Raw genomic sequence first — 22,015 nt, forward strand, 5'->3', positions numbered from 1 at the left:
CCGTAGGCCATAGCGTGCTGCTTTAGTGGGCGTCGACGTGGCTGTTTACCTGACACCGAACCGCCGAGGGGACGCAACGTCTCCTCGGCGGCCAACGTTCAGTCAGTCACAGACCCCTGCGGTATTCTCCCGGCGAAACTGTCCACCAGGCTCGCCACCACCATCTCTCCCATTCGCGTGCGAGTCTGCAGCGTCGCACTCGCGCGATGGGGCTGCAGCACCACGTTCTCGTTACCAAACAGTGCTTCGGGCACGTTCGGTTCATCGACAAACACATCCAGCGCCGCACCCGCTATCTCTCCAGCGGCCAGTGCCGTCACCAGATCGACCTCGTTGACCAGCTTGCCGCGCGCCACGTTGATCAGATACCCGTCCTTGCCCAGTGCGTGCAGCACCTCGGCATTGATGATGGCTTCAGCCTTGTCGGCAGCGGCCGCGAGAATCAGTGCATCACTGTTGCTGGCCAGCTGCTTCAGATCGGCGATGAACGTGTGGTTCACATCGCTCATCGGCTGCAGATCGGTGTAACTGATCGGGCAGCCGAACGCCGCGGCCCGGGTCGCCACGGCACGGCCGACCCGGCCCATGCCGACGATGCCGATGCGCATGCCCGATACCTGACGTGCCAACGGCAACGGAGCCAACGGCGTCGGGCTATGGGGCCATTGCCCCGAACGCACGTAACGATCACTGGTGCACAGACCCCGGCACACGGCAATCAACAATCCGATGGCCAAGTCGGCGACGTCTTCGGTCAGCGCTCCGATGGTTGCTGTTACGCGGATTCCGCGATCCCGGGCGTAAGCCAGATCCACCGCATCGGTACCCACGCCGTTGACCGCCACCACTTCCAGTTTCGGTAGTTGCGCCATCAGCGCCTGGCTGATCCCGGTATGCCCGCCGGTGATCACCCCGCGAATGTTCGCGCCGTGTTCCTGCAAATACGCCTGCTTGTCGGCCTGCTGGAAGTAACGTCTGACGGTAAACAGCTCATCGAGCCGCGCGTTGATTTCAGGGATCAGGATCGGGCTGAGCTGCAAGACTTCTGGCTTCATGTAAACCTCGCGTAGCGGAATAAAAAGACCGGTTCAACCGCGACCGGCAAACGGCATGGCAGTGGCCATGACGGTCATGTTCAGGACGTTCGCTTCCAGCGGCAGGCCGGCGATGTAGCGCACGGCATCGGCCACATGTTTGACGTCCACCATCGGCTCCACGGCGATGGTGCCGTTGGCCTGGCGCACGCCTTTGGTCATGCGCACCGACATTTCGGTCAAGGCGTTGCCGATGTCGATCTGGCTGCAGGCGATGTTGAATTCGCGCCCGTCCAGGGCCAGGGATTTGGTCAGCCCCAGCACCGCATGTTTGCTGGCGGTGTAGGCGCTGCTGAAGGGGCGTGGGGTATGCGCCGAGATCGAACCGTTATTGATGATGCGTCCGCCCTGTGGCTGTTGCCGGCGCATCAGTGCGAAGGCACCACGGGCGCAGAGGAAAACGCCGTTGAGGTTGGTGTCGATCACGTTTCGCCACTGCTCGAACGTCAGCTCATCGAGCGGCACTGCAGGGGCGTTGACCCCGGCGTTGTTGAACACCACGTCGAGGCGTCCGTATACCTCGTTGATGGTGGCAAACAGCGCATCGACACTGACCGGGTCGCGCACATCAGTGGGCACCGCCAACGCTTCGTGTCCTTCGCTGAGCGCCAATTCGACCAAGGCCTGCAAAGGCTCCGCTCGGCGACCGGCCAACACCAGGGTGAATCCGTCTGCCATCAGAGCCAGCGCCACGGCGCGGCCGATTCCGCTGCCGGCGCCGGTGACCAGGGCCACTTTCAAAGGACTGGACATGTTGTTATCTCCTTTTTTCAATTCACGAGAGCGTACGTCGGGTTCAAGGTCGCTGACCGACGCGCATTTCCAGTTGGCCGATGCCGTCGATCCCGGCATTGATGATGTCGCCCGGTTGCAGCGCATCGACGCCCGCCGGGCTGCCGGTCATGATCAAGTCACCGGCCCGGAGCGCTACCGATTGCGAGATGCGGCTGATGATTTCACTGACCGACCAGATCTGGCTGTCGAGGCTGTCGCGTTGGCGCTCTTCGCCGTTGACGTTCAGCCACAAATCACCGTCCGGGTGTCCGGCGCGAGTCACCGGCACGATGGCGGTCATCGGCGCGGCGCCGTCAAACACCTTGGCACCTTCCCACGGCAAGCCATTGCTTTTGGCCGCACGCTGGACATCACGGCGGGTCAGGTCAAGGCCGACGGCATAGCCCCAGACATAGGCCAGCGCCTGGCTCTCCGGAATATTGGCGCCGCCTTCGCCGATGGCCACGACCAATTCGATTTCGTGGACAAACTCTTCGGTCAATGGCGGGAAAGTCACTTCGCCCGTCGCATCCACCACGTTGCTCGCCGGTTTCATGAAGAACACCGGCGGCTGGCGGGACTGGCCTTGGGTGTCTGGCCAAGGGTAGTTGCGGCCGACGCAAAATACTCGGCCAACGGGAAAGCGTTGCTGGCTGCCCACGACTGGCAAGGTCACGGGCAGGTCCGGGGTAAACACGTACTCGGTCATCGTCATTTTTGTAGTCGTCCTGTTTGAAGCGTCAGCGTACGGCGGCAATCTTTTGCAAAGTTGGACGAAAGCCGCCTCGTGTTGGAGAAAAACGGTTTCTTGGCTCAGCGCGCCTTGAGTTCGATGCGATACAAGCGACCGAGCAGCAACGAATAGGACAAGGTCCCCATCAGCGCCACGCCGCCAATGAACCAGAAGGCATAGGCAAACGAGCCTGTCGCGTGGACGATGCCGCCAATCACGATCGGGGTGACGATCCCGCCGATGTTGGCGGCCAGGCTGGTGACCCCCCCGGTCAATCCGATCAACTCCTTCGGCGCGACTTCCGACACCGCCGCCCACGACGAGGAGGCAATTCCCTGGGCGAAGAAGGCCATGGTCAGAACGGCAATGCAGATCACGTTCGAGTCGGTGAAATTCACCAGCACAATCGACATCCCCAGCATCGAGCCGACCACCAATGGCAACTTGCGAGCGAAGGACGTTGAGTAACCACGACGGATCAGCAAGTCGGAGACGATGCCTGCCAGCAGAATGCCGACCGTTGCACCTACGAACGGCAGCACGGCGAAGACCCCGGCCTTGATCATGGTCAGCTTGCGTTCTTCGATCAGGTACGTCGGGAACCAGGTCAGGAAGAAGTACAACGCCGAGGTGCTGGCGAACTTGCCGATGCAAATCGCCCAGATCTGCCGATAGCTGAACAGCTCGGCGATCTGCCGCCAGTTGAACCGGGTGCGCTCCTGACTGCTCTTGACCAGTCCACCGCCGGCTTCGATGTACTTCAGTTCTTCCTGGCTGACGTTCTTGCAGCTCAGCGGATCGCGGTACACGTAGAGCCAGATCACACCAAACACAATGCCGAGTATCCCGGTGCTGTAGAAAACATGGCGCCAGTCATAGGTCGTGGCCAGCCATAACAGCATGCCGGTAAACAATGCCGTGCCCAGATACTGGCCGCACACGTAAATGCTGCTGGCCAGGCCCCGTTCGCGGGCCGGGAACCACACCGTGACCGCTCGGCTGTTGGCCGGAAACGCTGGAGCTTCCATGGCGCCGACAGCCAGGCGCAGCCCGAACAGCGAAGCGAACCCAGTGGCAAAGCCTTGGCACACGGTGACCGTCGACCAACTGATCAGCGACACCCCGTAGGTGAACCGGGAACCGAAGCGATCGGCGATGAACCCGGCGGGGACCAGAGCGAGTGCGTAGGTCCAGGCAAACGCGGAAAAAATCAGGCCCATTTCGATCTTGTCCAGGCCCAGGTCCTTGGCCATGAACGGTGCGGCAATCGAGATATTTACGCGGTCGATGTAGTTGATGATGGTCGCAATCAGCAGCAATGACAGCATGAACCAGCGCCGCCGCGTCGGTAGTCGCTGAGGCAACAGGGCGTCCCGGGCGCCGGCGCTCACCGACGGCGCGGTGGACGGGGAGGTTTGCGAATTCGACATGGGTAGACCTTTTTATTGTTAGGAGAATCGAGATGTTCGCGCGCAGCCGAAGCCGATGCCCCCAGTGCCGGGGCAGGGCAATCGCTACTTGAATGAGGGCGCGGACAGCTACTGTCAGGCGCTCAGATACGCCTTCGGACTGGCTCGGTCGGGGGAGGGTTGGCGAGGGAAAAAAGCAGGTTCATCACGAGCGCACCTTTTGATTGTTTTTGGAAGGGTCGGGCTGCATTGGTTGTTACAGTGGTCGTACAACCTCTCAAAATCAACGGAGGCGTTAGATCGTTTTTTCTCCTGTAAAAGGCGATTAATGCAGGTGTCCAAGAGAAATCAAATCGGCTCATTTCCTTCGGTATGCGTTATTCACTTCATAAATTGATGTTTTTAAAGGATTAAATATTTTTGTGCGCTCGTAGTTTTTTGGACAGGCGACACATCACACACGGATACAATTAATTCTCTGTGTTTCGTTGTCATCCTATGACATGTTGAAGCCAGCGGTGTCTGCCTTCACAATCACTGCGGTCGCCGCCTGCGTCGCGGCGCGACGACAACCTGTCCATGTACCTGTCGAGGATCCTCAGGCGATGTCGTCACCGAGTCGAGTACCCACTTACGTCATGCAGCAACGCAGCGAATTGACGGACTTTTACATCCGCGACAAAAAGGGCCGGCGCGCCGAAACCAGCCCGCATCGCCATGAGTATTTCCAGATCCAGGTCAACCTCGGTGGCGATACCGTGCAGCACATCGGCAACGTCGAGCGGCCGTTTCCGCGCAACACGCTGGCCTTCATCCTGCCGCATCGCGTGCACGTGATTCCGCATCCGGCCGACAGCAATTTCATGGTGATCAACTTTTCCCAGACCTTCCTGTTGCCGCATTTGCAGTGCGACCCGATGGACCTGGAGGAAGTCTCGATTCTGCTGGCACCCGAGTTGTCGCCGTTCCACTTTCAGGAGCATCTGGATTTCATTCTGTCCGATGAAGATTTCAGCAAAGTCTGTGCCCTGATCGAACAGATGCGCGTGCTCGATGAAAACCGTCAGTTCGGCACTCGCGAGATGCTCAAGGGGTTGTTGCTGCAACTGGTGGGGAGCGTTTGTGCCTTGTATGCCGAGCCGCTCAAACGGTTGGCCGAGGAGAATGCCGCCGAAGTCAGCCGACGCGATGCGCTGAGCAGGATGTCCGAATACTTGCGCAAGAACATTGCCGATCCCGACCTCAACCTGATCAAGGTGGCTGCTGCGACTTACCTGTCACCGACATACCTGACGCACTGGTTGCGCAAGGAAATCGGCAAGACCTTCACTGAGCTGGTGCTCGAGCGCAGGATGCACGCGGCACGCAATTATTTGCTCAATGGGACACGACCAGTGGGGGAGGTGGCAAGGTTGTGCGGTTTCGCTGACGAGGCTTATTTTTCGCGACGCTTCCGCCAGATCCACGGCCAGCCTCCAGGGCAATTCAGGCGTCAGCAACTCAATCCTGATACGCCGCAATCACCGTCCAACACGTGATTGTTCATCGCTCACGTTGCAGTGCAGGGGGCGCAGCCAGTCTCCGTAGTCATGAAGAACCCTGCATGCCAAACGCTGGCTCCGTGCTGATCAAGCCATACTGCGTGGCTTAGGGGCTGCATTCTATTTTGGCAAAACCTCAGAGGCGCCGAACGGGCGGCGCCGGCTCCCCCAACAACATCTTTTGCCGCCAGGCGGGTGCGCTGGTCGGGAACAGCACTTCGTTCGGTCGCCAGCGAGCAACGCCGAAGGCGGCCGCAATACGCTGGCGTTGCTGGCCCTGGACAAGGACGCGCCGGTAACTGTTCTCACTCTGCTGTAGCCCCAGCACATAGCCCATGCCCGCCTGGAAATCGCCTCCATGGGCCCGCCACCAGGCGGCGATCAACTGCGGGTCGGGCCAGGGCAGGTTTTCATCGGGGTCCATGGCGACATTAGCGTCCTCAGGATCGTCGTTCGGGCCGGCATCGAAATCCGGCATGTCCTGCAATTCCAGGTCGAGCAGCGCCAGGTCAGCGCCAGTGATCAGACTGAAGGCTTCGCCGGCGACGCGGGCATGAGACAGGTCGCTCATCTGCTGGATCAACCAGGGCACACTGAACGGATCGCCCAGCAGCCCGATGGCCTGGATGCCGATGCGCTGCTGCTCAGGGTGCTCTATCAATTGGCGTATCCAGGCGATGCTGTTTTCACGCTTTTGCCAGGCCAGCAATACGCAGAGCGCTCGGTACTGGAACTCGCCCGGTTGCTCGGCGAACTGGCGCAGCGGTTCCTGGGCGTGCTCATCGCCCATCTGTGCGGTGGCCCAGTTGGCCCAGAAGCGCGTGGCTGGATCCGGGTGTAGACGGTGGGCATGAATTGTCGACATCAGGTCACGACGACGCAGCTCGCCGGCAGTGCGGGCGGCACGTGCCAGCACGCTTGGGTCGGCATCGGAAAGTCCGGTAAGCAGGGCGGGGCCGGGATCGTGGCGGTGCATACCGCAGGCGGCCAGGCCGAGACGGCGGAACAGGGGGTCAGGGGAGGCGAGCATGCGGTCGATCCAGGGCGAGATCAGTTCCCACTCCAGCCAACCGAGTGCGGCCGAGAAAAAGCGCTCGGCTTCGGGGTATTCGTGCAGATGTACACTGAGCTTGTAGAGTGCGACGCTATTGCCGGACTCGAAGGCTAGCACGACGGCGGCAAAGACTTCTGCGCGGGTATTCGGCCGGAACTGCAGCAGAGTCTCCAGACCGGCTGAACCGGCGACCCTTAGGCCATCGAGATGGGCCTCGATACGCCGTTCAAGGGTGTGCAGGTCGTTCAGGCTGTAGTGCGGGGCACACACGGCATGGTCACGAAGATCAACGAGAAAACCGGCTTCGTCGGCGTGTTGATCGATCACCAAGGAGACTATTTTCAATAGGGACTTCTCAGTTATGGAGTGGCGTATTTTAAAATTGAAAGCGTTTAAATGTTATCTGGATATATAACCTGCGCCCAAGATGCATGTGCAACATTGCCATCAGCGGATAACCCGGATGACCGCCTTCACCTGTCGAGTAGTGCGGCTCGATCAGGAACAACTCCTTGCGGGTCTGCTTGCGCTTGGCGGCGCACTCAGCACCGACGAAGGTCATCTGCTTCATGGCTAAACTGGGATAGCGGAGTCGGCGTATTTCACCAGAAACGTGATCTCTTCAGGTCTAACACAGGCGGAAAAGCAAAGCGAAGCGACTCTCTCGTGCACCTCGGCAACTGCCACTGCCTGAAACCACCTTGTTGCTAGGTTTCAACGACCTTTCCAATTTCCACTAGGTGTTTAGGAAGAGGAGCGGAAAATTGCCGAGCGCCTACCGTGGGAGTCCCTCCCCCCTAAGTCTCCTTCACTGGTCGAAGAAGCTCAGCAGTGGTTTCCAGCGCTGGCCGTCGAACTCGAACAATTCCTTGCCTCCGACCGACCAGAGCCCCTCTTCAGTGGTTCTCAGGCGGTAAGTGGAGGAGGGGAATACCTCATCATCGGGTGGCGCGAGGGGAATCAGTTCATTGCCGACGATTTCATAGAGCCGACGCATATCGGATACGAACACGCGCCCGGCGAAAGAGGCGACACCCCACAGCTTCTCGCACGTTTCGTCCTGCTCGATCAGGGTCCAGACATCACCGCGTCCCTTGAGAATGACGCCCTCGTCGCCCACAGCATATACCGAGCCATCCTCGGCGCAGACTAGATCGAAAAGGTCCAGGTTGGTCGGGGCGTCCAGGCGTTCCCAGCCGGCTGCTGTTCGTCGGCAGAGCAATCCTTGCCAGCCGACGGCATACAGCTCATCGCTGGAAAAGGCCGCCACCGCTTCCACGGCCAGATCCAAGGCTTGTTCGCCTGGTAGTAAGGGAATCGTTTCCGCTTCCCAGAGGGTCCAGTCGCGGCTGCAGTACACCTGTAGGACCGTACCCACCACCAGTGTAAAATCCGCGCCTATAGTCCTGATTGAGCGTAGCGGGCCCTGCGGCTCCACCCCCTCGATGGACGGAAGCTCATGGAAGCTCTGGCCGTCGAACCGAACGAGCTGCCCAGCCTCTCCCAGATAGATGGCTTGTGGATAGGGACGGATCTGGCGGATATCGACCGAACAGGCGTTCCACTCGACAGGAATGGAGGTTAGCTTGCCGGCCTCCAGCCAGCTGAGCACTGCATTGGGTTCGTCCTGTTGAAACAGCTCATCGACGGAGACGATCAAGGCGCCACTGCCGGGCGCGACGAGCCGTGCATCGACAAGCGTCATGCCAGGAATCTGTCTTGGAATCTGTAATGGCATGGGGGGCGATCTCCCTATCTAACCGTTCATTAACGCGGTGGACCGCGCCAGCACGCCTTTCTTCGCCCTGCCTGTTTTCCCCATCCCGTAAGAGGAAGGGCGTAAGGTCGCGTTCGGGTCGGTCCGCGCCTCCTGATGGTAGTCCATGAGTTGTGCCTTGAGGCATGCTTCCGAGCAGCCCTTGAAAGTGGTGGAGGCTGATTTCGCACCTATGGTTGCGGCTTCATCTAGGCTCATCTCGCTAGATCCACGGGCCTTCATCGCCACCTTGCGTCTTGCCGAGAGCACCCCGTGAGTGCTAACCGTGGCCGCTTCGCCTTCGGCGCACAGACAGGGTGCCTTGTTGGAGTCGTAATTGTCCCAGCCCGGTCTTTTTCCACCACTCTGACGGTCCGCTCCGGCCTCGACGATGCATTTCACTTCGATGAGGTGGTCGGGCGTCTGGCCGGGACAGCAATGGCCGCTGTCGTAGGGGGTGAGAAAGCAACGCATTGCCCGCTGGCAGGGTCTCTGCGAGGCGCCGCCCAGCCGCCTTTCTAATTGCCTAATGTCTTTACGGATATTATCCAGCGTCTGTTTGTTCGCCCCACCCCTGCGCTCCCTGTCAAATTTCTTGCGCTCATCGGCCACCTGCTGGCCCTCAGGCGGGCAGGTCGCCTTCCGGTTCAGATCGTCCCCGCAGGCCTTCTTTGCAGCGTCGATCTCGTTGTTGCACTGGCCCGTCTTCATGCCGAGCGCCATGCGGTCCAAGTATGTCCAAGGTACAGTATTACCCGGATCGGAAGCGTGGTTATGGGTCGTCATATCCATATGCCGAACCACATTCTCCCCCTCGAACTTCACATCCATCGACCAGGAGGTGAAGTACACCTTGCCTTTGATCTTACCGGTGATCACACCCTTCTTCGGCGCACAGCCTGCTTCATCTCCATAGCTGGTCTTGAAGTAACTCTTGTTCTTGAGCATCACTTCCTTACCACTGATCTTCACCGTCCGACTTCCCTTGGTCGTGTCCTTGGCCATGCCGGTATTGGGGTAGGGGATCGGCACCCCGGGCGGGGTGGGCGGAGCCTGGGGCGGGGTGAAGCAGACATCCGGAAAGCAGGCCACCGACTTGCCATCCGCCGCCTTGCAGGAGATCTCCATATTGTTGGCAAAGACCTCATTCGCCATCACGCAGCCCTCACAGTCTGGTAACTGAGCATCGCGGCGGCGCGTTCGCCGGCGTCGTTGCCCAAGTGGCAGAAGATATTCGGGCCTTCGCCATAGCCCTTGCGGCTGGCGGCCAGGGCCACGGCGAGCATCGCCGGGCCGATGGCGGCGCCGACTTCGCCGATGCAGTCGGCGGGGTGCCAGAGGTGGAAGAACTCCTTGCGCACGCGCAGGGTGCGGCTCAGGGCCAAGGACGCTTCCTTGAAGTAGTACTGCTCGCCGGAGATGTCGGTGAGCCGATAATCCATTTGCTCCAACCCACAGCCGACTTCGCTCAGGGCGGCGCGTACGGCTTGAGTCAGGCCATCGGCGCGCAAGGGAATGTCTTCGGCCTCCACCGTGGCCTTCTCCATACCGAACCCCAGGCCGATGCAGGCCAATTGCGGCTCTTTGCTGGCAACGGGGGCGGCCAGCACCACGGCGGCGGCGCCTTCGCCGGGGATAAATCCGTTGGAGTTCTGGCTGGTGAGCAGGCGTTCGCGTGCTTCGAAAGCGGCCAGGGTCGGTCCGCTGAGGAAGGAGTCGACGCCGGCAATCAGCACATGGCGATGGCCGCCCTGGTAGATCAGCGTGCGTGCATTCAGCAGGGCCACGGCAGCGCTGACCCGACCACGGGCAATGACGTTGGAACCGGGATGAAAGCGCAGGCCCAGTTCAGCTTCGATGGCGTGCAGCAGCCCCTTATCGAGACCATCGAGGCGGCCGGGGCGCTCGACTTCCGCCACCCCCAGCAGCAGCGGGGTCTTTTCCGGGTCGACGTTGGGGGTGCTTTGCAGCGCCTCGGCGATGGCGCGGGCGGCCATCTTGATCAGCTTGGTGCGGCCGCGCCAGGGCTGTTCCAAAGGCACGCTGGCGGCAATCAGCCATTCGCCGCCTTGGTCGATAAAGCGGGTTTCCTGGAAATTGTCGATGGCGCAGCGGATCGCCGCGCAGCTCGCGGGTGCGCTGAGGCCGACAGCGCTGACCATGCCGGAGCCGATGATGCAAAGCGCGGTCATCAGTTCGCCTCCTCGGGTGCGTGCTTGCCTTTTACCAGGGAGGAGAGCGACGGGTAGTAATCCTTGCCCAGTTCACGGGCGCGCCACCAGCCCGTGGACATCGTGCCGACCAGCACCTGAGCGATCTCGAACATGTTGCGCCGTAGCGGACGGGCGACACGCCAGGTCAGTTGCACCTGGAGCGCGTCGGTGTCGATCAGCAGGGTATCGATCACCGCCTGCACAGTCTCATGACCGCCTTTTTTCAGGAAGAAGGTCACCGGCACGTCGATTTCGGGGATGCGAAAGCCCGCGCGCTCCTGGGGCGTGAGGTTGAGCAGCAGCACGTCCTCGCCGCCTCGCAGATACTGGATCTGCTGATCGTCAGGGGCCGCCTGAAAGTAGCGGCGGTCGAAATCACCCGGCAGAAACGGAAAGCAGTCGGCCAACCAGGCCTCGTCGTAAGTACCGGCGAAGCGGGCGCGTTGCGGCCAGCTACGGCCGATGGGGCCGAGGGCCATCGGACGGTAGTCGCCAGAGGGACTGTCGATCGCCTTGCCCAATTCCTCGGTGTTCGGCATCGGCATGCCACCGATATCAGCACTACCCATATGGCGTGGGAACCAGCCACAACCGGTCGGATTGTCCAGGTAGCAGTGACGCATTTCGGAGTCTTTGGCCATCGGATGACTGCCGCCAAAGGCCTGGGCATAAGAGATGTGCTGCTCGGTGAAGGGCTGCGGCAAGCCGGGAGAAACGCCCAATAGCCCCGGTTGCCACTGCCGGGGGCCGAGGACGGAAAAGGCTTTGCTCATCTGACCGACGCGAATGCCCGCAGCCAGTTGCCTCACGGGCCGCCCGCCTGGGGCATAGGCCTTGCCTCGCACCAGCACATCGCAGAATGGCTTGATCGGGGCGAAGTCCATTTCCTGCAGCGGGGCGCTGAGACCAGGCTCGCCGAGGAAGGTATCGGCCATCAGCAGCGGTTGCTGGCTGTCGGCGAGGGTCGCCGCGCGGCCGTCCAGCGGCAGATTGAAAGTGCCTTTGGCCACCACCACCAGGGATTCGCGGCCATCGGGCTCCATGCCCTGGGTATAGGCAGCAAGCAGTTTGCTGGCGTTGAGCAGTTCCATGGGCCGAATACCTGTCTAGTTGATCTGCACCGAACCACCCTTGATGCGGTTGACCCCGCTGGAGCGGCTGGACAGGTAGGCGCCCTGGATAATCACTTTGCCCGCTCGGGTCAGGGTGATACTGGCCTTGCCGCAACGCAGCACGATCTCGCGTTCGGCACTCAATTCCAGGCGCTGGTCGTCCAGTTGCACGCAGGCAACCGGTGCGGGTGCCGCGGTCTGGCCAAGCAGGCGGCCGATCACTAGCGGGCGGAAAGGGTCGCCATCTTCGAACATCAGCGCCACCTGGGTGCCGATGTCTGCAGGGGCGAGCAGGGTGGTGCTGCGGGCTGCGATGCTCTGTTCCTCGGGGCAACCGGGGTAGGTCACCAGGGGCGCACTGGCTTGCGGCAGGTCGAGCAGGACGCCGATGACCACGCCATCGATGCGGGCCTGGGTGGGTAGTGGGTATTGAACCGTCATACGCGTGACTCCTAGTTTTGCAGGATCTTGCGTCCCTTGATCACCACGTTCTTGTTGGCCTTGATGTTGATCGCGCCAGAGCCGTCTATGGTGATGTCCTTGCCGCGGATGCTGATGGTGCCGTCCTTCTTCATGACGATGCTGGCTTTGCCGGTGGTGATGGTCACCGAGTCACCGGCATCGATGACAAGGTCCTTGCCCACCGTCAGCGCATCGTTGTTGTCGATATCGGTCGTGCGTCCTGCACCGACCTTGCGCGATTCGTTTGCCTTTACCGTGGTTGAAAGATTGGCACCCACGTCCACCGAGCGGTTGGCGCCCACATTGGTCGACTGGTAGAGGCCCACATTGACGTTTTGGTAGGCCCCGACATTCACCGTTTGAAAGGCACCGATGACAACTTCCTGCGCTGCGCCGATGGCGATCGTCTCGTTGATACCTACCGCATGGGTGCGCTGCAGGGGCACGGTCGCGGTTTCGTTGGCGCCGACGCTGATCGTGCGGTTGCTGCCAATGTTGATGGTCTCGTTGCTGCCGACGCGTTCCGTACGGTTGACGCCAATGGTGATGGTCTCGTTGTTATCGACGGTTTCGGTGCGGTCGTGTTTGACGTGCACGGTTTCGTCGTTGTCGATGCTCTTGCTGCGGTCGTGGCCGACCCAGTGGGTCTCGTCGTTCTCGACCTCGATGTCCTGGTTCTTCTCGGCGTGGATAAACAGTTGCTCCGCACCCTTTTTGTCCTCCATGCGGATTTCATTGAAGTTGGCCGGTGAGCCGCCCTTGCTTGAACGGCTCTTCACGCCGCTCTGGGTGGCATTGGCCGGCAGCGTGTAGGGCACGGTCTGTTCGGCGTTGTAGACGCGGCCGGTGATGATCGGCCGATCCGGGTCGCCTTCGAGAAAACTGACAATCACTTCCTGACCGATTCGCGGGATCTGCATCGCCCCCCAGTTCTTGCCGGCCCAGGCCTGGGAGACGCGCATCCAGCAGGAGCTGTTCTCGTTGGATTGGTCGTGGCGATCCCAGTAGAAGTGCACTTTGACCCGGCCATACTGGTCGGTCCAAATCTCCTCGCCATTGGGGCCGACCACCACCGCGGTCTGTGGCCCTCGGACAATCGGCATGGGGGTCAGGGGGAGGGGGTGGAAAACCTGGCTGGCATCCATGCAAGCGAGTTCGCCCACGAACTGCTCGGAGAGATCCTGGGTGCCACTTTCATAGGGCTCCTGGTGGATGTGGTAGCGCGCGCTGACCACCAGGTATTCGCGGTTCTGGTCTTCGCGCTCATAGCCGGTCAGCGAGAACAGGTGGCCGGAGCCCAGTCCGCGGGCACGGCCGCGCAGTTGTACGCGCTCGAACTGGCTGTGGATGGCTTCGATGCGGGTACGCGCATAGTGCTCGCCGTCGTTGCTCTGTGCGTATTCACCGGGGTAGTCGTAGAGCGGGTAGTCGCCGTTGCTGTGGCTGCGCGACACACTGGAGCGCACCTCAAGGTTGGCGCGGGGGCGCTGGAAGTCGTAATCGTTGAGCTCCAGCGAACCGGGTTGGACTTCCCGCGTCAGTTGCCAATCGTAGAAATGATCGCGCTCGCGCATTTGCCGATCGGGCGGGTAGAACGGCACTGAGTCGTAATCTGCCACCGTGGAGTGGGCGCCATAGGCGTCGGCCAACACCAGTACATGACGCGCTTGCTCATGGCGGAAGTAGTAATAGATCCCTTCCTGTTCCATCAAGCGGCTGACGAAATCGAAGCTGGTTTCGCGGTACTGCACGCAATATTCCCACTGGCGGTAGCTGCCGCTCAGGCTGTCTTCGAAATCGGAAAAACCGAGGTCGCGGAACACCTGCTTGATGATGTCCGGCACCGTATTGTTCTGGAAAATCCGGCAATCCGAGGTGCGCGTGAGCAGCCAGAACCAGGGCCGCAGGCTGACGTGGTAGCCGGCGAACTGGCCATGGCCGGTCAGTTGTCGACAGCTGCAGGCAATGCCGTGGAAGTAGCGTTTGCCGCCGTCGTGCAGCTCCAGGGTCAGGCCCATTGGGCTGCCCAGCAAATGGTCGAACGTGATCGCCCGGTCTTCGGAGGTGAGGTTCAATTCGTAGTGGAACAACCGCCCCAATTCTTCGTTGCCTTCCATGCTCCGCAGCAGCAGGACATCGCCGCCGAGGGGGCAGTTGACCTGCACCAAACGGTTGTTTTGCGTGATTGCCATGCACGGCTTCCTCTGCCTCGTGTTTGGGCGTCAGTCGGCCGTCTCGAATACATAACGCAACGTACGACTGAATCCGTTTCCAGCGGATTAACCTTTTGCCCAACGCCTCTTTGGCGTTATCTCTAATCCTTACAATTCAAGGAAGTGTTAGCGCTGTTCAATTCTTGTCAAGAAACTCTCCGACCAGTGGGGTGAACACTGAGGCGTTTCAAGATCGGTGATTGGAGGTCATTATTTAGTATCTTTGGTTATAGGCTTTATTCTAAAAAGTGAGTACCCGCGCAATTTATTCAGGCGCGAATTCAATCGTGCTTATGAAGAGCATCTTTCAAAGTTGCGTAAAGGATGAGTACTGTAAAACTAAAGTTCGCGCACTTTTAACCACCGAAGACCTGATGACAGCAGAACCGACTATCCTTTCGGATAGTGAACGCTGCACTCTTGGCAAAAAGGGACGCCATGCCAGACTATGATCGCGCCATCGGCTCCACACCCGGCATTACATACGGTGATCGAACCTGTCTGATCGGGCCCTGGTTACTCAGGCCCTGGCTACTCCGGATGGCTTCAATTACGGTTTTCTGTCTTTTCACGGCAACGCCCGGATACGGCCAGAACCTGCCAACCGCGGCAGGTGTCGAAAACGCCACGGTAACGGTGATTCAAGCGCAGGAAATCGTTTCCAGGGCCACCCTTGAAGCCGTTCGCTGGAGCGGCCCTGAGTCCGGCCCGAAAGCCCAGCGGGGCAAGAGCATCGCCCTTGTCGCAGAGGATTTGCGTAACGGAGGCATCGTCGGTGTCGCGCAGGGCGCTCGCGAGGCAGCCAAGGCGATGGGCTGGACGCTGAAGATATTCGATGGCGCTGGATCATCGGCCGGGCGCGCAAAGGCTTTCTCCGATGCGCTGGCAGAGAAACCCGACGGCCTCATTCTGTGCGGTTCCGATGCCCTTGAGAACAATGCGGCGCTGATCCTCTTCGCCAACAGGGATGTGCCGGTGGTTGGCTGGCACGCCGGGGCACGCCCCGGGCCGATTGACGGCACGCCGGTGGCCATGAACGTCACGACCGACCCGCTCGAAGTGGCTCGCCTCACGGCCATGGCGGCAGTGGCACAGTCAAACGGACACGCCGGCGTGGTCATCCTGACCGACTCCAAGTACAGCATCGCCATGGCGAAAGCCAAGGCCATGGAAAACGTCATTCGGGCCTGTCGAGAATGTACGTTGCTGGAAGTGCGCGATGTGGCGATCTCCGAAAGTGGCGAGAAGATGCCGGCGCTCACCAAGGAGCTGCTTCAGCGCTATGGCAAGCGCTGGACCCACACGCTGGCCATCAACGATATCTATTTCGACTACTCGATTGCCTCATTGACCAACGCCGCAATGCCCAGTGACGGCATCAGTCTGTTATCTGCCGGTGATGGCAGCGCCTCGGCTTTCTTGCGCATACAGGCAAAAACCTACCAGACCGTCACCGTGGCCGAGCCACTCAACCTGCATGGCTGGCAAGTGATGGATGAATTGAACCGGTTGTTTGCAGGGCAGCCGGTGAGCGGCTTCGTAGCACCGATTCACTTGGTCAATGCCGACAATATTGCTTTCGACGGCGGGAAGAAATTCCAGTACGACCCTGACAATGGTTATCGAGACATTTATCGCCACCAATGGAATCCCTGACATTGGACGTTATTTCCCGGCTCGGACGCCGGCTATTGCCGCAGTCGTTGCGCGCACAGTTCACACTGGCGTTCCTGACGCTGGCGCTGCTGATCCTGGCGGGTGGTGCCACAGCGGTCTACGCGTTGCGCACGTCAAACAGCGCCACCCGCCAGCTGACGGATGAACGACTGGTGCGCATGCAAAATGGGCAAGACATGGTGCAGCGGACCTTGCTGATCGAACGCCAGACCGATCAGCTTCTGACAACCCGTTCCCCCGACGCCCTGCGTTCAAGCTATGCGGCGACCGTCGAACAGCTTGAAGCCCTTGATCAACTGGTGCAGGAGCTGACTGCCGCGAACAGTGGCGAGGCGATACTCGACATGCATCAGTCGAGTCAGATGTTCCGCAATACCGCCAACATCGTTGCGCAACTGCGAGAAAGCCTGTTGCAGACCGAGGTCACCTTCGAGCAAGCCCTGGAGGATCACGCTGCCCGGTTAACCGCGACCAAGTCCCGGTCCAGCCTGGAACTGGCGGTGTTACTTTTCGATCTGCCGCAGGCTAATGACAGTGATGCCGTGCAACGGCTGCGGATCCGATATGAGCGCCTGTCACGCGCCGCTGGCAAGTTACCCGACGCTGATGGGGAAACGCCCGATCTCTTCTCCCTGCGCCTGAGACTCATCAATCAGCACAACGTCATCCAGCGCTTCAATGAGGAGTTGAAGAATGAGGCCGGGGTTCTGGTCGCGGTGGCCCGTGCGCAATCCAGTGCTTACACCGAAGACTATCGCGAAGCCGTGCAGCGCCTGGTCGAGGCCTCAAATCGTAGCCAGCAATGGGTGCTGATCATGTTGGGCGCCAGCCTGGTGTTCGCCTGGTTCGTGACCCGGGTCTTCATGGGCCGTCATGTGCTTGTGCGCCTGAATGAAATAAGCCGGCAATTGCGTCAGGAACGCACTGACAAAACGCATTTGATGATGGTGGAACATGGGAAAGACGAGATCGGCAACATGGCTCGCGCGGTGAATCAATTCCTCAAAGACCGTCTTCAGCTGGAAAAAAAGACGGTCCAATTGAGTATCGCCACAGAGCGGCTCGCCCTGCAAAACAACCGATTAGAGCAAGAAGCCATCATCCGTGCCGGACAAGGTCATGTCCTGGAGCTGATCGCCAGGAGCACCGAGCTTGCAGAAGTCCTCGAGAGTCTGGCTCACCTGGTCGAGTCCCAACTGGAGGGGATGATGGTGTCCATCCTGGTGCTGGATGAGGATGGCAAACACCTGCTGCACGGGGCTGCCCCCAGTTTGCCGAAAGCCTATAACCAGCTCATTGACGGGATTGCGATCGGTCCAAACGTCGGCTCTTGCGGCACCGCGGTGTATCGACGAGAACCGGTCATCGTCACGGATATCGAGCTGGACCCGCTGTGGGAGGAGTACCGATCAGCCGCTGCGCCCTATGGATTTCGCGCCTGCTGGTCGACGCCGATTCTGTCCCATGAGCGAAAGGTATTGGGTACGTTTGCCTTGTATTCCAACACCGTCCGCAGCCCTAGCTCGACCGAGACGCGACTGATCGACATGGCGACACCTCTTGCCGGTATTGCGATAGAACGCCAACTGACCGAAAAGCGCATTCGCTATATGGGCGACCATGACGCACTGACCGGGCTGCCGAATCGCACCCTGCTCGAAGACCGTCTCAAGCAGGCAATACTGTATGCCCAGCGCTACAGCCGGCTGGTGACGGTGGTGTTTCTCGATCTGGACAAATTCAAACTGGTGAATGACAGCCTTGGGCACAGCGCTGGAGACGTACTGCTGAAAACCGTCGCCCAGCGCATGCAGGAGTGCGTGCGCCGCACCGACACCGTCGTGCGACTGGGTGGCGACGAGTTTGTGATCATCCTGTTCGACCAGCCCTCAGACCTCGACGGCGTTACTCCAGCCCTGCACAAGATCCAGGAAGCCATCCTGCGGCCGATTCAGCTCAGCGGGCATACACTCCACGTCACCTGCAGCATGGGGTTGGCCACCTACCCAGCCGACGGCAGCGATACCGACACGTTGCTCAGCAATGCGGACGCCGCCATGTACCGGGCCAAGGAACTGGGTCGCAACAGTTACCAGTTCTATACGAGCGAGATGAATAACAAGGATCAGGGCAAGCTCGCCATGCAAGACGGGCTACGAAACGCACTCAACCATGACGAGTTCCTGCTGCTGTACCAGCCACAGGTGGATTTGCAGACAGGTCAGATTATCGGCGTTGAAGCACTGATCCGCTGGCAGCACCCCGAGCTCGGCATGGTGTCTCCAGTCAAATTCATTCCGCAGGCCGAAGAGACCGGGTTGATCGTGCCCATAGGCGATTGGGTGATTCATACCGCGTGTAGACAGAACAAGGACTGGCAGGATGCGGGCTGGCCGCCGATCACCATGTCGGTGAATATTTCAGCACGCCAGTTCATCGAAAGGGACCTGATCGACCGGGTGAGGCATGCCTTGCAAGAGACCGGACTGGACCCGATGTACCTTGAGCTGGAGCTGACCGAAAGTCTGATCATGCAAGACCTTCAGCAAGCCATCAGCAAAATGAAGGAACTGCAATCAATGGGGATCAGTCTGTCGATCGACGACTTCGGCACCGGCTACTCCAGCCTCGCGGCATTGAAAAGCTTCCCCATCGCAAGACTCAAGATCGACCAGTCTTTCGTGCACGATCTGCCCGACAACGAGAACGACAAAGCCATCGCTACCGCAGTGATTTCGTTGGGGCACCAACTGAACCTCAAGGTCATAGCCGAAGGTGTCGAAACCGAAGAGCAGCAAACCTTCCTGCGTGAAAACGGCTGCGATGAAATTCAGGGCCACTTTTTCAGCAGAGCGGTCAGCGCAGAGGAAATCAGTCTGTTACTGCGCACGCCCCGATTACCTCAACCGAGCCGCATTACCAGCCCTGACACGGTAAGGCGAAAACGCGATGTAAAACGTCCACGCAGTCCAATGCCCGGGCGTTAATGACTTGGCGTACGGTAAAACGCTGCAGTGTCAGAAGTAGTCCTCGCACTACGAAGACAACGAGCCCCACCCCATTCAAAGGCTGCACAGGCAGATTACGGGACGACCGGAAGACATTGTGAGATCGAACAGGGTGTGAGCGTCAGCTCGTAATCGAAGACTGCCTTACGGTTTCCAGATATCGACGTCTCTGGCATCTACCCCCTTGGGCAATAAACCTGCGGCAAAAAAGGCATCGGCGATTTTCTGCTGCTCACCCAACTGGTCACCATTCACAGGCTGTACCTGGTAGCTGCGATGGGTGTTGGCCGATTCGACTGTTGCCACATCGAGGTTGCCCCACAACGGGCTGAGTATTTGTGCCGTGTCACGTGGGTTGGTTTTTACCCAGTCACCTGTCTTGTGCAGTTGTTCGTAAACCAGCTTGAGGACTTCGGGATGCGCCTTGGCGTAACTCGTGCTGGCCAGGTAGTAGCGTTTATAACTGGCCAGGCCTGTGCCGTCGGCCAAGGTGCGCGTCGGCAGTTGACGTTGCGCGCTGGTGAGGAAGGGTTCCCACGTGACCCAGGCATCGACCTTGTTGTTCTCGAAGGCTGCTCGGCCATCGGCGGGTGACAGGTAGGCCGGTTGGATGTCCGAAAAACCCAGGCCTGCTTTTTTCAGAGCAGCGATTAGCAAATAGTGGGAGCCGGCCGCCTTGGTGACCGCGACTTTCTTGCCTTTCAAATCTGCCAGTTGCTTGAGGGGCGAGTCCTCGCGCACGACGATCGCCTGGGCGGAAGGCGAGGGCGCTTCTTGCGCAAAGTAGGTCAACTTGGCCTGCGCGGCCTGAGCAAAAATCGGCACGGTGTCCGCCACGTCAGCGCTGATATCGACATTGCCGACATTCAGAGCTTCCAGCAGTGGCAAACCACTTGAAAACTCATGCCAGCTCACATCGATGTTCTTCTGCGCGAGGGTTTTTTCCAGCGTGCCTTGGGTTTTCAACAGGGTGATCAGAGTCGATGACTTCTGGTAACCGATTCGCAGCGTTTCCCGGGCCTGAGCCGGCAGGGTAAATGACAAGGTCAGGGCAACCACCAGAACGGCCAGCACCGGACGACGGAATTTCGCTTCAGCATTTTTTGTGGACTGTGGCATGGCGCACTCGGCATTCAGCAAGAGAGAAGGGCTATCTGCCATGAAGAATATGGTTATAAAAAAAATTTTATAAATATTTTTTGGGAATTAGCTTAGTGATTTCAAATATTCAATTTAGGAATAAATTATTATTTATTCCTTTGTTGTTGTGGCAGGAGGCGCACCTTAATGCCCTGCGCATCCAGTGCGAATAGCCACTGTGCTGATGGAGTTGCTCGGTGAGAAGTTGCTGGCGCAATCACAAGTGATCGAAGAGTTGCCGGGAACGGAATTGAAAGTGTCCCTTGAAAGAACCACCGCTGCGCCGCGACGTTTTCCTCGAACGTTCGGCGACTGCTTGATGACGCTTGAGCAGTCGCCTTCGGGCTATAGCGCCTTGCCGAAGCGGAATGAAGCGCCATAAGCCGAGTCGGGTAAATAGCTGCTGCCATCTTCCCTTAACCTGGACCTGAAGGTACCGCTTTGCGGCTGGGTTCTGTAGAGACCGCGCTTCTGTAATTCGGGAATGATCAACTCCACGAAATCTTCGAGTGTGCCAGGGCTGATCAACGGATTGATCATGTAGCCGCTGGTGCCGGAAATGCGCGCGTGTTCTTCGATCCGGTCGGCTACCTGTTGTGGAGTGCCCACCAGGATCAGGTCGCTGCCGCGGGTGACCTTGGCAAAACGTTGCTTCACATCCCCGGCGGTCAACGGCTTACCACTGCCATCGGGGCGCATGACATAGGACGTCAGCCCTTCGGTGTGGGTCGACAATGCATCGCTGTCGGCATAGCGACTGATATCGATACCTGTGTCGCCTGCATAACTGACCAGTTGCGCCTGAAGGTGGTAGTTGCTTTGCAACGCCTCATATTTGCGCTGGGCTTCAATTTCGGTTTTGGCGGTGACGATGCGCAATACAGTCAGGGACTTCACATCCTCACGCTGGCGACCGAGCGCCTGGGCCTTGGCCCATATGTCCTCCAGGCCCTGACGGATTTCCTGAGGGTTGGATTTGGCAATGAAGATCAGTTCAGCGTGCTTGGCGGCGAACTCGCGACCGCGACCCGACCAGCCGGCCTGGATCAGTAGCGGTGTGCGCTGCGGCGACGGTGAAGTGAGGTGCGGCCCGGCGACTCGATAGTGCTCGCCGACGTGGTTAATCGGCCGTACCCGATCACCCAGGGCATACAGCTGATGAGCTTTGTCCGCGACCACCGCATCGTCGGCCCAACTGCCTTCCCACAGCTTGTACACCACATCGAGAAATTCTTCGGCGCGTTCGTAGCGGTCATCGTGTTTGATCATCTGTTCAAGGCCGAAGTTACGCGCGGCGCTGGACAGGTAAGAGGTCACGATGTTCCAGCCCACCCGGCCGTTGGTGAGGTGGTCCAGGGTGCTGAAGCGCCGAGCGTGGGTGAAGGGGTGTTCATAGCTGGTGGTGACCGTGACGCCGAACGCAAGGTTTTCGGTGACCGCGGCCAGGGCGGGAATGATCATCAGCGGGTCGTTGGCCGGTGCTTCCACGGCCCACTTCATCGCGGCATTGGCATTGCCGCCAAAGACGTCGTAGAAACCCAGCACGTCGCCGAAGAACAGCATGTCGAGGTTGGCTTGATCGGCGATGCGCGCCAGGTTCGACCAGTAGCCCAACGAGTTGATTGCCAGACGCTCGTCAGCCGGATGCGTCCAGAGGCTCGGCGCACCTCCACATCCCACACTGGCTTGTTCGTAGAGTGCAAACAACAGAGGTTTTGGATCAGCCATCATGGCTCCTGAACAAATTTAAAGGGACGTTTCTGTATCAACTCCAGCGCATAGATTGAAACGCACTATAAAAACAATATGTACTTCTTTAATGGAATAAG

16 protein-coding genes and 1 pseudogene are annotated in these 22,015 nt (G+C 59.4%); 3 read left to right on the top strand and 14 right to left on the bottom strand.

All coding sequences use genetic code 11. The features are described from left to right. Positions 1-98 precede the first annotated feature (98 nt). The 4 genes from PGR6_RS11500 to PGR6_RS11515 form a co-directional block, all read right to left on the bottom strand. The gene (locus PGR6_RS11500) at positions 99-1,055 is read right to left on the bottom strand and encodes a 2-hydroxyacid dehydrogenase (RefSeq protein WP_064617143.1); all 957 of its coding nucleotides are present in this window, start codon (positions 1,053-1,055) and stop codon (positions 99-101) included. 33 nt (positions 1,056-1,088) lie between these two features. Further along, positions 1,089-1,847, bottom strand: a complete 759-nt coding sequence (locus tag PGR6_RS11505; protein ID WP_064617145.1) for an SDR family oxidoreductase — start codon at positions 1,845-1,847, stop codon at positions 1,089-1,091. A 43-nt stretch (positions 1,848-1,890) separates the two neighbouring features. After that, positions 1,891-2,583 carry a fumarylacetoacetate hydrolase family protein gene (locus PGR6_RS11510; protein ID WP_064617147.1) on the bottom strand — a complete coding sequence of 231 codons (693 nt, stop codon included), beginning with the start codon at positions 2,581-2,583 and terminating at the stop codon, positions 1,891-1,893. A gap of 98 nt (positions 2,584-2,681) precedes the next feature. Then, positions 2,682-4,031 (bottom strand): MFS transporter, encoded by a 1,350-nt coding sequence (locus PGR6_RS11515; protein WP_064617149.1) that lies wholly within the window; start codon positions 4,029-4,031, stop codon positions 2,682-2,684. Between the two features lie 584 nt (positions 4,032-4,615). On the opposite strand from PGR6_RS11515, the gene PGR6_RS11520 reads away from it, so the two are divergent. Beyond that, positions 4,616-5,548, top strand: coding sequence for a helix-turn-helix transcriptional regulator (locus PGR6_RS11520; RefSeq protein ID WP_064617151.1), 933 nt, complete (start codon positions 4,616-4,618; stop codon positions 5,546-5,548). 139 nt (positions 5,549-5,687) lie between these two features. Here the strand turns inward: PGR6_RS11520 and PGR6_RS11525 are convergent, their stop codons facing one another. The 8 genes and pseudogenes from PGR6_RS11525 to PGR6_RS11560 all read right to left on the bottom strand — a co-directional run bounded on the left by PGR6_RS11525 (position 5,688) and on the right by PGR6_RS11560 (position 14,340). Then, the gene (locus PGR6_RS11525; RefSeq protein ID WP_156523287.1) at positions 5,688-6,950 is read right to left on the bottom strand and encodes a TIGR02270 family protein; all 1,263 of its coding nucleotides are present in this window, start codon (positions 6,948-6,950) and stop codon (positions 5,688-5,690) included. Positions 6,951-7,029: 79 nt separating this feature from the next. After that, positions 7,030-7,176 (bottom strand): annotated as a pseudogene (locus PGR6_RS11530) (IS5/IS1182 family transposase); the annotation flags it as partial. 237 nt (positions 7,177-7,413) lie between these two features. Continuing rightward, positions 7,414-8,343: a hypothetical protein gene (locus PGR6_RS11535; RefSeq protein WP_064617155.1), complete on the bottom strand. Its 930-nt coding sequence runs from the start codon at positions 8,341-8,343 to the stop codon at positions 7,414-7,416. Positions 8,344-8,361: 18 nt separating this feature from the next. Next, entirely contained in the window at positions 8,362-9,516 is a 1,155-nt protein-coding gene (locus PGR6_RS11540) for a PAAR-like domain-containing protein (RefSeq protein ID WP_064617157.1), read from the bottom strand. Beyond that, entirely contained in the window at positions 9,516-10,556 is a 1,041-nt protein-coding gene (locus tag PGR6_RS11545; RefSeq protein WP_111454579.1) for a hypothetical protein, read from the bottom strand. The genes PGR6_RS11540 and PGR6_RS11545 overlap by 1 nt, the downstream gene beginning before the upstream one ends. Continuing rightward, complete coding sequence (locus PGR6_RS11550) at positions 10,553-11,665, bottom strand: DUF2169 family type VI secretion system accessory protein (protein WP_064617159.1); 1,113 nt, start codon at positions 11,663-11,665, stop codon at positions 10,553-10,555. Before PGR6_RS11550 ends, PGR6_RS11545 begins: the two co-directional genes overlap by 4 nt. A gap of 15 nt (positions 11,666-11,680) precedes the next feature. Next, entirely contained in the window at positions 11,681-12,127 is a 447-nt protein-coding gene (locus tag PGR6_RS11555) for a DUF6484 domain-containing protein (protein ID WP_028940907.1), read from the bottom strand. Positions 12,128-12,138: 11 nt separating this feature from the next. Then, on the bottom strand, positions 12,139-14,340 hold the full coding sequence (locus PGR6_RS11560; RefSeq protein WP_064617161.1) for a type VI secretion system Vgr family protein: 2,202 nt from the start codon (positions 14,338-14,340) through the stop codon (positions 12,139-12,141). 657 nt (positions 14,341-14,997) lie between these two features. On the opposite strand from PGR6_RS11560, the gene PGR6_RS11565 reads away from it, so the two are divergent. Together PGR6_RS11565 and PGR6_RS11570 are read left to right on the top strand one after the other, a co-directional pair. Further along, a complete protein-coding gene (locus PGR6_RS11565) occupies positions 14,998-16,017 on the top strand; it encodes a substrate-binding domain-containing protein (protein WP_018927759.1) in 1,020 nt (339 codons plus the stop codon). Continuing rightward, positions 16,005-19,025: an EAL domain-containing protein gene (locus PGR6_RS11570; protein ID WP_064617163.1), complete on the top strand. Its 3,021-nt coding sequence runs from the start codon at positions 16,005-16,007 to the stop codon at positions 19,023-19,025. Before PGR6_RS11565 ends, PGR6_RS11570 begins: the two co-directional genes overlap by 13 nt. 165 nt (positions 19,026-19,190) lie before the next feature. Here PGR6_RS11570 and PGR6_RS11575 read toward each other — a convergent pair whose 3' ends face one another. Together PGR6_RS11575 and PGR6_RS11580 are read right to left on the bottom strand one after the other, a co-directional pair. Then, positions 19,191-20,165 carry an aliphatic sulfonate ABC transporter substrate-binding protein gene (locus PGR6_RS11575; RefSeq protein ID WP_019649122.1) on the bottom strand — a complete coding sequence of 325 codons (975 nt, stop codon included), beginning with the start codon at positions 20,163-20,165 and terminating at the stop codon, positions 19,191-19,193. Positions 20,166-20,531: 366 nt separating this feature from the next. Next, complete coding sequence (locus tag PGR6_RS11580; protein ID WP_064617165.1) at positions 20,532-21,914, bottom strand: LLM class flavin-dependent oxidoreductase; 1,383 nt, start codon at positions 21,912-21,914, stop codon at positions 20,532-20,534. Positions 21,915-22,015 lie beyond the last annotated feature (101 nt).

The organism is Pseudomonas sp. GR 6-02, from assembly GCF_001655615.1.
Taxonomy (GTDB): domain Bacteria; phylum Pseudomonadota; class Gammaproteobacteria; order Pseudomonadales; family Pseudomonadaceae; genus Aquipseudomonas.

What these genes read in the sequence shown, in the direction of transcription:
- PGR6_RS11500 (WP_064617143.1), bottom strand. Translation starts at nt 1,055, where the DNA reads ATGAAGCCAGAAGTCTTGCAGCTCAGCCCGATCCTGATCCCTGAAATC.
- PGR6_RS11505 (WP_064617145.1), bottom strand. Translation starts at nt 1,847, where the DNA reads ATGTCCAGTCCTTTGAAAGTGGCCCTGGTCACCGGCGCCGGCAGCGGA.
- PGR6_RS11510 (WP_064617147.1), bottom strand. Translation starts at nt 2,583, where the DNA reads ATGACGATGACCGAGTACGTGTTTACCCCGGACCTGCCCGTGACCTTG.
- PGR6_RS11515 (WP_064617149.1), bottom strand. Translation starts at nt 4,031, where the DNA reads ATGTCGAATTCGCAAACCTCCCCGTCCACCGCGCCGTCGGTGAGCGCC.
- PGR6_RS11520 (WP_064617151.1), top strand. Translation starts at nt 4,616, where the DNA reads ATGTCGTCACCGAGTCGAGTACCCACTTACGTCATGCAGCAACGCAGC.
- PGR6_RS11535 (WP_064617155.1), bottom strand. Translation starts at nt 8,343, where the DNA reads ATGCCATTACAGATTCCAAGACAGATTCCTGGCATGACGCTTGTCGAT.
- PGR6_RS11540 (WP_064617157.1), bottom strand. Translation starts at nt 9,516, where the DNA reads ATGGCGAATGAGGTCTTTGCCAACAATATGGAGATCTCCTGCAAGGCG.
- PGR6_RS11550 (WP_064617159.1), bottom strand. Translation starts at nt 11,665, where the DNA reads ATGGAACTGCTCAACGCCAGCAAACTGCTTGCTGCCTATACCCAGGGC.
- PGR6_RS11555 (WP_028940907.1), bottom strand. Translation starts at nt 12,127, where the DNA reads ATGACGGTTCAATACCCACTACCCACCCAGGCCCGCATCGATGGCGTG.
- PGR6_RS11560 (WP_064617161.1), bottom strand. Translation starts at nt 14,340, where the DNA reads ATGGCAATCACGCAAAACAACCGTTTGGTGCAGGTCAACTGCCCCCTC.
- PGR6_RS11570 (WP_064617163.1), top strand. Translation starts at nt 16,005, where the DNA reads ATGGAATCCCTGACATTGGACGTTATTTCCCGGCTCGGACGCCGGCTA.
- PGR6_RS11575 (WP_019649122.1), bottom strand. Translation starts at nt 20,165, where the DNA reads ATGCCACAGTCCACAAAAAATGCTGAAGCGAAATTCCGTCGTCCGGTG.
- PGR6_RS11580 (WP_064617165.1), bottom strand. Translation starts at nt 21,914, where the DNA reads ATGGCTGATCCAAAACCTCTGTTGTTTGCACTCTACGAACAAGCCAGT.